The sequence below is a fragment of the Pseudomonas pseudonitroreducens genome, from assembly GCF_021603645.1.
Classification (GTDB): Bacteria; Pseudomonadota; Gammaproteobacteria; order Pseudomonadales; family Pseudomonadaceae; genus Pseudomonas; species Pseudomonas pseudonitroreducens.
Genome location: NZ_BQHJ01000002.1, coordinates 211,055 through 224,172, shown reverse-complemented (window position 1 = coordinate 224,172; position 13,118 = coordinate 211,055). Strand labels below are relative to the sequence as shown.

At 65.6% G+C, this 13,118-nt stretch carries 10 protein-coding genes; all 10 read right to left on the bottom strand.

Annotation, left to right across the window (positions count from 1 at the left end):
* Positions 1 to 357: 357 nt before the first annotated feature.
* Positions 358 to 3,156, bottom strand: a complete 2,799-nt coding sequence (locus L6D89_RS05210; RefSeq protein ID WP_236198985.1) for a hybrid sensor histidine kinase/response regulator — start codon at positions 3,154 to 3,156, stop codon at positions 358 to 360.
* A 125-nt stretch (positions 3,157 to 3,281) separates the two neighbouring features.
* Positions 3,282 to 4,571 carry a phosphoribosylamine--glycine ligase gene (purD, locus tag L6D89_RS05205; protein ID WP_236198984.1) on the bottom strand — a complete coding sequence of 430 codons (1,290 nt, stop codon included), beginning with the start codon at positions 4,569 to 4,571 and terminating at the stop codon, positions 3,282 to 3,284.
* A 218-nt stretch (positions 4,572 to 4,789) separates the two neighbouring features.
* A complete protein-coding gene (purH, locus tag L6D89_RS05200; RefSeq protein WP_236171361.1) occupies positions 4,790 to 6,391 on the bottom strand; it encodes a bifunctional phosphoribosylaminoimidazolecarboxamide formyltransferase/IMP cyclohydrolase in 1,602 nt (533 codons plus the stop codon).
* Positions 6,392 to 6,481: 90 nt separating this feature from the next.
* On the bottom strand, positions 6,482 to 6,802 hold the full coding sequence (fis, locus tag L6D89_RS05195) for a DNA-binding transcriptional regulator Fis (RefSeq protein WP_024766365.1): 321 nt from the start codon (positions 6,800 to 6,802) through the stop codon (positions 6,482 to 6,484).
* Positions 6,799 to 7,806, bottom strand: coding sequence for a tRNA dihydrouridine synthase DusB (gene dusB / locus L6D89_RS05190; RefSeq protein ID WP_236199280.1), 1,008 nt, complete (start codon positions 7,804 to 7,806; stop codon positions 6,799 to 6,801). Before dusB ends, fis begins: the two co-directional genes overlap by 4 nt.
* 222 nt (positions 7,807 to 8,028) lie before the next feature.
* Positions 8,029 to 9,642 (bottom strand): DUF3426 domain-containing protein, encoded by a 1,614-nt coding sequence (locus tag L6D89_RS05185; RefSeq protein ID WP_236198983.1) that lies wholly within the window; start codon positions 9,640 to 9,642, stop codon positions 8,029 to 8,031.
* Positions 9,643 to 9,702: 60 nt separating this feature from the next.
* On the bottom strand, positions 9,703 to 10,581 hold the full coding sequence (prmA, locus tag L6D89_RS05180; RefSeq protein WP_236198982.1) for a 50S ribosomal protein L11 methyltransferase: 879 nt from the start codon (positions 10,579 to 10,581) through the stop codon (positions 9,703 to 9,705).
* A gap of 191 nt (positions 10,582 to 10,772) precedes the next feature.
* Positions 10,773 to 12,122, bottom strand: coding sequence for an acetyl-CoA carboxylase biotin carboxylase subunit (gene accC / locus L6D89_RS05175; protein WP_054906434.1), 1,350 nt, complete (start codon positions 12,120 to 12,122; stop codon positions 10,773 to 10,775).
* Positions 12,123 to 12,139: 17 nt separating this feature from the next.
* Entirely contained in the window at positions 12,140 to 12,604 is a 465-nt protein-coding gene (accB, locus tag L6D89_RS05170) for an acetyl-CoA carboxylase biotin carboxyl carrier protein (protein ID WP_081515610.1), read from the bottom strand.
* A gap of 24 nt (positions 12,605 to 12,628) precedes the next feature.
* Entirely contained in the window at positions 12,629 to 13,072 is a 444-nt protein-coding gene (gene aroQ, locus L6D89_RS05165) for a type II 3-dehydroquinate dehydratase (protein WP_015479055.1), read from the bottom strand.
* Positions 13,073 to 13,118 lie beyond the last annotated feature (46 nt).

Sequence of the window (13,118 nt, the reverse complement as noted above, 5' to 3'; positions counted from 1 at the left end):
CAACCCGGCACGGTGTTTGATTCGTGGGTAGGAGCGGACTCTGTCCGCGATCGATTCCGCATCGCGCCGGGGCCGATCGCGGACGGGAGTCCGCTCCTACGCTCAGATTTGATCCGTGCCTGCAGGAGCGAGGGGGACGCCATCGTCATTGCTCGCGAATGGATTTCCCGGCAGCGACGGAGCCGGGCTGGTTCGCGAGCAAGCTCGCTCCTACAAGGCAATCTGGCAACCCGGCACGGTGCTTGATTCATGGGTAGGAGCGGACTCTGTCCGCGATCTACTGCGCATCGCGCCGGGGGCCAATCGCGGACGGAGTCCGCTCCTGCGCCAAGGGATAAACCGTGCGAAATACCGGAGTCAGGAGGGAAGGGCGTTGCTCTGCTGCTGGCGCAGGCGGCGATCACGTTCGCCGACCCAGTAGGCCACCAGCTCGCGCAGTTGCGACAGCTCCACCGGCTTGGCCATGTGGCCGTCCATGCCCACCAGTCGCGCGCGTTCCTTGTGCTCGCTGAGGATGTGCGCGGTGAGCGCCACCACCGGGGTGTGCGGGCGGTGTTCGCTGGCTTCCCAGGCGCGCAGGCGCTCGGTGGCAGAGAAACCGTCGAGTACCGGCATCTCGCAGTCCATCAGTACCAGGTCGTACTGGGTGGACTTCATCGCGGCCAGGGCTTCCTCGCCATTGCTGGCGGTATCCGGTTGCAGGTTGAGCTTGCTCAGCATGCCGCGGATGACCTTGGTGGAGATGCTGTTGTCTTCGGCGACGAGGATGCGGAAGTCGCTGGGCGGTACGTTGGAGACTGGCTCGCTGGCCGCCGAGAGATAGTTGCTCACGCCACTCGGGCCGCGCTGCGACAATTCCTCGGCGAGGGTCGCCTTGAGCGTATAGCCCGCCACCGGCTTGGCCAGGATGCGCTTGATCCCGGCGTTGCGCGCGATGATCTTGCTCGGCGCGTTGCTGATGCCGGTGAGCATGATCAGCAGGATGTCGTGGTTGAGGTTGGGGTCTTCCTGGATCTTGGTAGCCAGCTGCATGCCGGTCATGCCGGGCATGTCCTGGTCCAGCAGGACCACATCGAAGTACTCGCGCAGGTGCGCCTTGGTGCGCAACTGGGCCAGCGCTTCCTTGCCCGAGGACACCGCACTGACGTTCATGCCCCAGGCGCTGCACTGCTGTACCACCACCTTGCGGCACGTCTGGTTGTCGTCCACCACCAGCAGGCGCGCGCCCTGCAGCGGACCGTCTAGGTCGGCGCCGACCTGGTCGATCTGCTGCGGGTCCAGTGGCAGGCTGAGCCACAGCAGGTTGCCGGAGTCGCCGCCTGAGTCCCCGCTCTCGATACCAAAATCGCCAGACATCAGGCGGATCAGCTGGCGCGCGATGATCAGGCCGAGGCGGCTGCTCATGCGGGTGGCGGAGAGGAAGTCGCGGCTGTGCAGTTCGGCGGTGAGCAGCGCCTGGCGGTCGGCGCTGTCCAGCGGCCTGCCGCTGTCCTGCACGGCGATGCGCAAGCGGGGCTGATCGGCCGAGCCATCGAGGGCGACGACGAGAAGGATCTCGCCCTCGTCGGTCTGCTTGAAGGCGTTGTCCAGCAGGCTCAGCACGGCCTGGCGCAGGCGCGTCGGGTCGCCGCTGACGATGCGTGGCACCTGCGGCTGGGTGAAGCTGATCAGCTCGACCTTCTGCTGCTCGGCCTTGGCGCGGAAGATCGCCAGGCAATCTTCGATCAGCGCGCCGAGGTCGAACTGCACTTCGTCCAGCTCGATCTGCCCGGACTCCAGCTTGGAGATGTCGAGGATCTCGTTGATCAGCGAGAGCAGTTCGTTGCCCGCGCTGTGGATGGTCTGTACGTAGTCGCGCTGCTTGGCCGAGAGCGGGGTGCCGAGCAGCAGCTCGGTCATGCCCAGCACACCGTTCATGGGCGTGCGGATCTCGTGGCTGATCTTCGCCAGGAAGTCACCCTTGGCCTTGAGTTCGGCGACGTTGGCTGCACGCACGCGGCTGGCGGCGAAATGGTCGTTCTGGATTTTCCGCTGGCGTTCGGCCAGGGCCAGGCTGAGCAGGAAACCGACCACCGCCGACAGCCCCAGCAGGCCGCTGCCGAGCCATTCGGCACGGGTCGCGACGTAGCCCAGCAGAGACGGCAGGCACAGGCACCAGATCACGACGAAGAGGCCCATGCCGATGGCGAACAGGCGCGCCGGCCGGTAGGCGTGGATCCAGTAGTAGACCGCGACGCCGAGCATGCCCAGGGTCACCAGGGTGATCAGCCCGTACACCAGGCTGCTGATGGAGAGGGAGAACAGCAGATTCAGCGCTCCCCCCAGCACCACCAGTACCACGGTGCCGCCCAGCAGCAGGCGTTTGAGAGGCAGGCGCGGGCTGAGGCCGGAGAAGAAGCTGGCGGTATAGCCCAGCGCGCAGAACAGCGTCACCACCAGGCAGGCCAGGGCGGCCATCGGTTGCAGCGACTGGCTGTTGCCGTACCAGGGGCTGAGCAGGCCGAACAGGTTGAGGCAGGCCAGCAGCAGGCTGGCATGCACGCCGGCCAGCCACAGGCCGCTGGCGACGCGGGTGTAGGCGAAGCGCACAAGGTTGTAGGCCAGCAGCATGGCCAGGCAGCCGATCAGCACGCCGAAGTGCAGCGGGCGCTGGTCATTGCTTGGCTGGCCGGCGGCCTCGATGCTGATGTTCGGCCGCAGTGGCAGGGTCGAGGCCAGGCGCAGATAGAGGTCCAGCGGCTCGGCGGCGGCGCGCAGGGGGATCACCAGGTCGCTGTTGAGCAGCGGGCGCTGGACCGGGGAGAGGTTGCCGGCGCTCTTCTGCTCGAGGACCTTCTGCCCGTCGAGAATGAACATCTCGAAGCTGTCCAGGCTCGGTGCGAACAGGCGCAGTTGCTGGGGCTCGTCGTTGGCCGGAAGGCGGAAGTGCAGCCAGGTCGCGCCGGGGCCGGCGGGGGCGTGCAGGTCGTTGATATCGAGGGGGCTGAAGAGGGTGCGGTAGCGTGGGGAGATCACGTCCTGCAATTGCAGGCGGGCGTCACTGTCATGGAGCTGGGACCAGCCGGGATCCTGGCTTGCCGCGTAGGTCGGAAGACAGACCAGAGCGGCCAGCAGCAAGCTGACGAGGAGTCCTGTGGCAGTCCAGAGCCGACGCACGGCGAAGTCCCTTCGGTGGTGAGTGGGCGGATTATAGCCAAGTGTGCTGAAGGCCGTAATCCACCCGTGCACGCGGGGACCGGCGTGCAGGAGGCGCCCGACGAGGGACGCCTCCGCCCGTCGGATCAGCCTTCGCCGCGTTCGCGAGCGATGGCGCGATAGCCGATGTCGGTGCGGTAGAAGCTGCCGTTCCAGCGGATCTTCTCGGCCAGGCGATAAGCCTGCTGCTGCGCGGAGGAAACGCTCGGGCCAATGGCGGTGGCGCACAGTACGCGGCCGCCGGCGGTGACGATCTGGCCGTCCTTGAGTGCGGTGCCGGCGTGGAACACCTTGCCGTCGAGCTTGGCGGCTTCGTCCAGGCCTTCGATGACGTCACCCTTGGCGTAGTCGCCTGGGTAACCGCCAGCAGCGATCACCACGCCCACGGTGGGACGCGGGTCCCAGGTGGCTTCGACCTTGTCCAACGCCTTGGCGAGGGCGGCCTCGACCAGCAGGACCAGGGACGATTCCAGGCGGACCATGATCGGCTGGGTTTCCGGGTCGCCGAAGCGGCAGTTGAACTCGATGACCTTCGGCTTGCCGCTCTTGTCGATCATCAGGCCTGCATACAGGAAGCCGGTGTAGACGTTGCCTTCCTCGGCCATGCCGCGCACGGTCGGGTAGATCACTTCATCCATCACCCGCTGGTGCACGTCCGGGGTGACGACCGGAGCGGGGGAGTAGGCGCCCATTCCGCCGGTGTTCGGGCCGCTGTCGCCGTCGCCGACGCGCTTGTGGTCCTGGCTGGTGGCCATGGGCAGCACGTTCTGGCCGTCGACCATGACGATGAAGCTGGCCTCCTCGCCGTCGAGGAACTCCTCGATCACCACGCGCGAACCGGCGTCACCGAAGGCGTTGCCGGCGAGCATGTCGCGCACGGCTTCCTCGGCTTCGGCCAGGGTCATGGCGACGATCACGCCCTTGCCCGCGGCCAGGCCGTCGGCCTTGATCACGATGGGCGCGCCTTTCTCTTTCAGGTAGGCCAGCGCCGGCTCGACTTCGGTGAAGTTCTGGTAGTCGGCGGTGGGGATCTGGTGGCGCGCGAGGAAGTCCTTGGTGAAGGCCTTGGAGCCTTCCAGCTGCGCGGCGCCGGCGGTGGGGCCGAAGATGTCCAGGCCACGCGCGCGGAACAGGTCGACCACGCCTTTGACCAGCGGCGCCTCGGGGCCGACGATGGTCAGCTGTACGTTCTTCGCGGCGAAATCAGCCAGCTCTTCCAGGGCCAGCACGTCGATGGCGACGTTCTCGCACTTGGCTTCTGTGGCGGTGCCGGCGTTGCCCGGCGCGACGAAGACCTTCTGCACGCGCGAATCCTGCGCGACCTTCCAGGCCAGCGCGTGCTCGCGACCGCCGCTGCCGATGATGAGTACGTTCATTGGAGTTCTCCTGAACAGTTCCGGCACTGCCGGATCGTTGGGTATCGCTTCGCTCCACCCAACCTACGAGAGCTTTTTTCCAGCCTGTGCGAGGGCGCAATGGAGTGGCTGGATGCAAGGCGCGGATGGCTTCGACAAGCGGAGTTGCCTATTGGCAATGAGCATTGGCGAAGTCGTCCGCAACGCAGCAGACGGCCGCTACAGTGCGGCCGTCCCGGTTAATGCCTAAAGTGGCGCATGCCGGTGAAGACCATGGCAATGCCGGCCTCGTCGGCAGCGGCGATCACTTCGTTGTCACGCATCGAGCCACCCGGCTGGATCACCGCGGTGATACCGGCCTTGGCCGCGTTGTCGATGCCGTCGCGGAACGGGAAGAAGGCATCGGAAGCCATGACCGCACCCTTCACTTCCAGGCCGGCGTGCTCGGCCTTGATGGCGGCGATGCGGGCGGAGTTCACGCGGCTCATCTGGCCGGCGCCGACACCGACGGTCTGACGCGCCTTGGCGTAGACGATGGCGTTGGACTTGACGAACTTGGCGACTTTCCAGGCGAAGATCAGGTCGTGGATTTCCTGCTCGCTCGGCGCGCGCTGGGTGACGATCTTCAGGTCGTCGGCGGTGATCATGCCGATGTCGCGGCTCTGCACCAGCAGGCCGCCGTTGACGCGCTTGAAGTCCCAGCCGGCAGGGCGCTCGGCCGGCCACTCGCCGCATTCCAGCAGGCGCACGTTGGCTTTGGCAGCGACCACGGCGCGAGCCGCTTCGGAGACTTTCGGGGCGATGATGACTTCGACGAACTGACGGTCGACGATGGCCTGGGCGGTCTCGCCGTCCAGCTCGCGGTTGAAGGCGATGATGCCGCCGAAGGCCGACTCGGTGTCGGTGGCGTAGGCCAGGTCATAGGCCTTGCGGATGCCGCCTTCGTTTTCCGGAACCACGGCCACGCCGCACGGGTTGGCGTGCTTGACGATGACGCAGGCCGGCTTGACGAAGCTCTTCACGCATTCCAGCGCGGCGTCGGTGTCGGCCACGTTGTTGAACGACAGTTCCTTGCCCTGCAGCTGGATGGCGGTGGAGACGCTGGCTTCGCCGCCCTCGACGTAGAACGCCGCGCTCTGGTGCGGGTTCTCGCCGTAGCGCATGTCCTGCGCCTTGATGAACTGGCTGTTGAAGGTGCGCGGGAACTGCAGGCGGTTCTCGGTGGACAGGGTTTCGGCGTCCTGGTCGATGGTGCCCAGGTAGTTGGCGATCATGCCGTCGTAGGCGGAGGTGTGCTCGAACGCCTTGAGGGCCAGGTTGAAGCGCTGGGCGTAGGTCAGGCCGCCGTCCTGCAGGGCCGCGATGACGCCTTGGTAGTCGGTGGAGTTGACCACGATGGCGACGTCCTTGTGGTTCTTCGCCGCGCTGCGAACCATGGTCGGGCCGCCGATGTCGATGTTCTCGATGGCGTCCGGCAGGGTGCAGCCGGGCTTGGCCACGGTTGCCGCGAAGGGATACAGGTTGACCGCAACCAGGTCGATCGGCTTGATGCCGTGTTCTGCCATGACGGCGCCATCGATGTCGCGACGGCCGAGGATACCGCCGTGGACTTTCGGGTGCAGGGTCTTCACACGGCCGTCCATCATTTCCGGGAAGCCGGTGTAGTCGGCCACTTCCACGGCGGCGATGCCATTGTCCTTGAGCAGCTTGTAGGTGCCGCCGGTGGAAAGGATCTCCACGCCAAGGGCAGCCAGCTCACGGGCGAAATCGACGACGCCGGTCTTGTCGGAAACGCTGATCAGCGCACGGCGGACGGGCAGGCGGGTGGTTTGGTCGGTCATAACGAGTTCCTAGAGGCTACAGGCTGCAAGCTGCAGGCTTCAGGCCCGAGCGGCTTGCCTGCCGCCTGCAGCCTGGGACCTGCCGCCGCGTCAGAGAAGATCGTACTGCTTGAGTTTCTTGCGCAGGGTCCCGCGGTTCAGCCCCAGCAGTTCGGAGGCTTTGGTCTGGTTACCCTTCACGTGGTTCATGACGGTTTCCAGCAGCGGCGCTTCGACTTCGCAAAGCACCATGTTGTACACGTCCGTGACCGGCTGCCCTTCGAGATGGGCGAAATAGTTGTGCAGTGCCTTTTCCACGCTGTCGCGGAGGGTCTGCCCCTCCTGCGTCGGAGTGGTCAGGTGCTGTTTAAGGTTGGCGTTGTCGCTCACGGGTGTCATTCCACTCACTAATGTCTCGGTCATCGTTGTCATGCGGCCACCCCATCTCCGTTATTGTGGCGCTCGGCGAAGAACTGCCTGACGCTGGCGCTCTGTGCATCCGTGTCCTGCAAACGATTGAACTGGGCGCGGAACTCCGCCGCGCCCGGTTGGGTTGCGAGGTACCAGCCCACATGCTTGCGGGCAATGCGCACACCCATTTCCTCCCCATAAAACGCATGCAATGCAGCGAGGTGTTCGAGCAGGATGCTCTGCACCTCGTGCAGACTCGGCGCCGGCAATAGCTCGCCGGTGCTCAGGTAATGATCGATTTCGCGGAAGATCCAGGGATTGCCCTGAGCGGCGCGCCCGATCAGCAGGGCGTCCACACCCGTCTGCTCGAAAACCTGCCGTGCCTTGCGCGGTGAATCGATATCACCATTGGCGAAGACCGGAATCGAAACTGCCTGCTTGATCGCCGCAATGGTTTCGTACTCCGCATCGCCGGTGTAGAGGTCGGCACGGGTCCTGCCGTGTACCGCCAGCGCCCGGATACCCGACTGCTCGGCGATCCGCGCCACCGTCACACCGTTCTTGTTCGACCGGTCCCAACCGGTGCGAATCTTCAGGGTGACGGGAACCTCCACTGCCGCGACCACCGCCTCGAGGATGTCGGCTACCAGCCGTTCATCCTTCATCAGCGCGGAACCCGCAGCCTTGTTGCACACCTTCTTTGCCGGGCAACCCATGTTGATGTCGATGATCTGGGCGCCGAGCTCCACATTGCGCTGGGCGGCTTCCGCGAGCATCTGCGGGTCGCCGCCGGCGATCTGCACCGAACGTGGCTGATCTTCGTTGTCGTGCTGCAGGCGCAGGCGCGACTTGCGGCTGTTCCACAGGCGGACGTCGCTGGTGACCATCTCCGAAACCACCATGCCGGCGCCGAGGCGGCGGCACAGCTGGCGGAACGGACGATCGGTGACGCCGGCCATCGGGGCCAGGATCAGTCTGTTGGGCAGTGTGTAGGAGCCGATGCGTACCACCGACTGGATTTCCATGGTCAATGGGGCGGGAACACCGAGGCGCCGCGCGTTGTACCACTCGCGGATGCGTTTCGGGGCCTGCCACCGGTGCTAGCAAAAAAGGGAGGGCATGATACCCGCTCTCGATGACCGGATAAAGGCGATTTTGGATAAATTCTGAACAGCTTCGGGCTTAGCACCCAAGGTAGGAAGACGAGTGGAACTGGCGCTCTCAGGCGCTTTGAGCTACTCGCCGGGTCATTCCGGCGAGTGGAAGCTCAGGCTGTAGTTCACCGCTTTGGGACCCGGATCGAGGATATCCAGGGAGATGTGGATCGGCGTCTGCGGCGGCATCTCGCTCTGCCCGGCCAGCTCGCCGGAGAGGTATTCGCTGGGCTTGAAGCGGCGGCTGGCGATCAGTTGGCCGTTGAGGTCGGCGAAGCGCATTTCCAGCAGCGGGAAGGGCTGGGAGAAGTTGGCGCGGTTGTAGATGATCGCGTCGACCACCAGGGCACCGCTGAAGTCCGGGTGGCTGCGCACCACCAGGTTGCTGCTGCGGATCTGCTCCACGTCCACCTTGGAGGGCAGGGTGCAACCCAGCTCCGGGCAGGCCTGGGCAAACCAGGGGCGGTACTGGTCCTGGCGCGCCAGTTCGTCGAAGTGGTAGGCGATGTACTGGCCGGCGAGGCCGGCCAGCGCCAACACGATCAGCAGCAGCCAGAACAGGCGGCGACCCCAGCGGCTCTTGGGCTTCTGCCAGTCGAGCTGCAGGGGTTCGTCGCTCAGGTCGTGCAGGCCGCCATTGTTCACGGCGGGTTCGGCGCGACGCTTGTCGCCGCGCTGGTCGGCCAGCGTTGGCTCATCGTCGTGCTCGTCCTCCGCCTCGGGCTCGTCGTCATCGCGACGGGCGCTGAAGGTTGGAAGGTGCTCATCGTCACTCTCGACGCGCAGGGGCGCCGGGTCGATACGCGGTTCGTGCTCCGGCTCGTCTTCGGGCGCTTCCGGCTCGGCTTCCTGGCTGGCCACCAGGCGTGCGCTGGCGGGCGGTGCCGGCGGCTCGTCGGCGGGCAGGCGGCCAAGGCTGGGCTCCTGGCGGGAAACTCGATTGGCGCCGCTCTGTTCTTCCTCCAGCAAGGCTTCGGCCCAGCGCTCGTCGTGCGGGTCGCGCTTCTCTTCCTGGCGGGACTGCAGGGCCTCGCTCGGGTGCGGCGCGCGTTCGATGCTGAGGAACTCCTGGGACAGCTCGAATTCATCGAGCTTGGCCAGTTCCTCGTCGAGATTGAGGCTGTCCAGGTCGAGATCGTCGTGGATCCACAGCGTTTCGTCTTTCTTTGCCGGCGCGCTTGCGGGTCTGGCTGGCTCGCTGGTGACGGTCGCGGCCGGGGTGATCACCGCAGTCGCGGCAATGCTCGGGGCAGGTTCGGCGGCCGGTGTCGGTTTTGTTTCCACCTGCGGTGCAGTGATGGCGGGCTTTTCCGCCACATCGCTGGAGTGCCGCGCTGCATGGGGCGCCAGTGGCCAGCCGAGGGTGGCGGTGCCGGGCGCGTTGGGTGCGGCAGGTTTCTCCGGTGTGAAAGTGCTGAAGGCTGGCGGGGGGATCGGCGCCACTGCCGCTGGCTCCGGAGCCTTGGTCGGAGCCGCTTGCACGATCGGCTCCGGGGCGGTTGCCGGTGTGCGGGCTTCAATGGACGGCGCCTCGGCGACCGTCACTGCCGGCGTCTGGGTGGGCTCGCCCACCATGTTCTGCGGCGCGTTGAACACCTTCAGGCAGGTTCCGCAGCGCACAGCACCGCTGGCCGCGCCCAGTTGCGCCGCGTTGACGCGGAAGCGGGTCTGGCAATGGGGGCACTGTGTGATGAAGCTGTCGCTCATGCGGCGGTCCGGCGGAAAAATCTGGCGGTTAGTCTAACTCAAGCCCCGTACGGCAGGCACTCAGCGGCGGCGGCCGCTGATGCGGATCCAGCCATCGCGCTCGGCGGTCGGGTCGAGGTCGAAGGCGTCGGCATAGGCGGCGCGCACTTCCTCGGCCTGCTCGGCGAGGATGCCCGAGAGGGCCAGCAGGCCACCGGATTTCACCAGGCCGGTGAGCTGCTCTGCCAATGTGACCAGCGGCCCGGCCAGAATGTTCGCCACCAGGACGTCCGCTGGTTCCTTCGGCATATCGGCGGGCAGGTAGACGGGGAATTTCGTCGGGTCGATGCCATTGCGCGAGGCGTTGTCGCGCGAGGCCTCCAGCGCCTGCGGGTCGATGTCGGTACCGACCGCCTGCTCGGCGCCCAGCAGCAGCGCGGCGATGGCGAGGATGCCCGAGCCGCAGCCGAAATCCAGCACCTGCTGGCCGGCCAGCTGCTGGCCGTCGAGCCATTCCAGGCACAGCGCGGTGGTCGGGTGGGTGCCGGTGCCGAAGGCCAGGCCCGGGTCGAGCAGCAGGTTCACCGCTTCCGGCTCCGGGGCGTCGTGCCAGCTGGGGACGATCCACAGGCGACGGCCGAAACGCATCGGCTTGAAGTTCTCCATCCAGCTGCGTTCCCAGTCCTGGTCCGTGATGTGTTCGATCTGGTGCTGGGGCAGTTCGCCGCCGGTCAACAGGGTCAGATGGGCGATCAGCGAGGTTTCGTCGGTGTCCGCCTCGAACAGCGCGAGCAGATGAGTGTGGCTCCACAGCGGGGTGGTGCCCAGGTCCGGCTCGAAGATCGGCTGGTCTTCGGCGTCCATGAAGGTGACGGAGACGGCGCCAACTTCCAGCAGTGCATCTTCATAGGTTTCCGCCTGATCCGGGGTGATGGCGAGTCGGACTTGAAGCCAGGGCATGGGGCGGTACCTCGATAGTGCTGGGATGGCGCTGGAAAAGACAACGGACCGCCCAGGCGGCCCGCAGATAAAGGCGGCAAGCTTACTGCACGGCACCCTGCCATGCCAGCGTGCAGGGCCCACAAAGCACAAGGGCCGCCCGGAGGCAGCCCTTGTGGTGGAGCGAGGCAAGGCAGGCTTGCGACAAGCGTTTAGTGCTTGTCCATGCCCAGCTTCTTCTCCAGGTAGTGGATGTTCACGCCACCCTTGCAGAACTCTTTATCGCGGACCAGCTCCTTGTGCAGCTCGGTGTTGGTCTTGATGCCATCGACGATCAGCTCGTCCAGCGCATTACGCATGCGCGCCATGGCTTCGTCGCGGTCCTTGCCGTAGGTGATGATCTTGCCCACCAGCGAGTCGTAGTTCGGCGGTACCGCGTAGCCGCTGTACAGGTGCGAATCCACGCGCACGCCGTTGCCGCCCGGGGCGTGGAAGTGCTTCACCTTGCCGGGGCTGGGCATGAAGGTCTTCGGGTCTTCGGCGTTGATCCGGCATTCCAGCGCATGGCCACGGATGACCACGTCCTCCTGCTTGAACGACAGCTTGTTGCCCGAGGCGATGCTGAGCATCTCCTTGACGATGTCGATCCCGGTGACCATCTCCGACACCGGATGCTCCACCTGCACGCGGGTGTTCATCTCGATGAAGTAGAAGCGGCCGTTCTCGTAGAGGAACTCGAAGGTGCCGGCGCCACGGTAGCCGATTTCCACGCAGGCCTGGACGCAGCGGGCCAGCACTTCGGCGCGGGCCTTCTCGTCGATGCCCGGGGCGGGGGCTTCTTCCAGTACCTTCTGGTGACGACGCTGCAGGGAGCAGTCGCGGTCGCCCAGGTGGATGGCGTTGCCCTGGCCGTCGGAGAGCACCTGGACTTCCACGTGGCGCGGGTTGGTCAGGAACTTCTCCAGGTAGACCATCGAGTTGCCGAAGGCCGCGCCCGCTTCGGTGCGGGTCAGCTTGGCGGACTTGATCAGGTCTTCCTCGTGATGCACGACGCGCATGCCGCGCCCACCACCGCCACCGGCGGCCTTGATGATCACCGGATAGCCAACCTCGCGGGCGATGGCCAGTGCGGTTTCTTCGTCTTCCGGCAGCGGGCCGTCGGAGCCCGGTACGGTCGGCACGCCGGCTTTCTTCATGGCGTCCTTGGCGGACACCTTGTCACCCATCAGGCGGATGACGTCGGCGCTCGGGCCGATGAAGGTGAAGCCGGAGCGTTCGACCTGCTCGGCGAAGTCGGCGTTCTCGGCGAGGAAGCCGTAGCCGGGGTGGATACCCACGGCGCCGGTGACCTCGGCCGCGGCGATGATCGCCGGGATGTGCAGGTAGGACTGCGCGGCCGGGGCCGGACCGATGCAGACCGCTTCGTCGGCCAGCGACAGGTGCATCAGTTCACGGTCGGCGGTCGAGTGCACGGCCACTGTCTTGATGCCCAGCTCCTTGCACGCACGCAGGATGCGCAGCGCAATTTCGCCGCGGTTGGCGATCAGTACTTTTTCCAACATCGCAGGCTCCCCGCGTTTTAAACGATGGTGAACAGGGGCTGGTCGAATTCGACCGGCTGGCCGTTCTCCACGAGGATCTGACCGATCACGCCACTGGTCTCGGCTTCGATGTGGTTCATCATCTTCATGGCTTCGACGATGCAGAGGATGTCGCCTTTCTTCACGCTCTGGCCGACTTCAACGAAGTTGGCAGAGGTCGGCGAGGCAGCGCGGTAGAAGGTGCCGACCATCGGCGAGCGCACGGCGCCGGCGAGGTTCTGCGCAGCCGGGGCGGCTTCAGCGGCCGGAGCGGCGGCAGCAGCAGCGACCGGGGCAGCGGCGGGGGCCGGAGCGTAGGCAGGGGCGGCAGCATAGATCGGCTGGGCGGCGGTCTTGCTGTGACGGCTGATGCGTACGGACTCTTCGCCCTCTTTGATCTCCAGTTCGTCGATACCGGATTCTTCGAGCAGTTCGATCAGTTTCTTGACTTTACGGATGTCCATCAGTGTTCGCTCTCCCAGGTGAGGTCACGGGCGTTCAAGTTGTTCGAGGGCGGATTCCAGGGCCAGGCGGTAGCCTGTGGCACCCAGACCGCAGATCACCCCTACCGCCACGTCGGAGAAGTAGGAGTGATGCCGGAAAGGTTCACGTTTGTGCACGTTGGAGAGGTGCACTTCGATGAATGGGATGCTCACTGCGAGCAATGCGTCACGTAGCGCGACACTTGTATGCGTGAAAGCGGCCGGATTGATCAGGATGAAATCCACGCCTTCGTTGCGCGCGGCGTGGATCCGGTCGATCAGTTCGTACTCGGCGTTGCTCTGCAGGTGCATCAGGTGGTGGCCGGCCTCGCGGGCGCGGCGCTCCAGGTCCTGGTTGATCTGCTCGAGGGTGACGGAGCCGTACTTGTCGGGCTCGCGGGTGCCCAGCAGGTTGAGGTTGGGCCCGTGCAGTACCAGTAAGGTCGCCATGTGGAAGCTGTTGTCCTTTTTCTTGGCGGGAAACGATAGGGCGGGA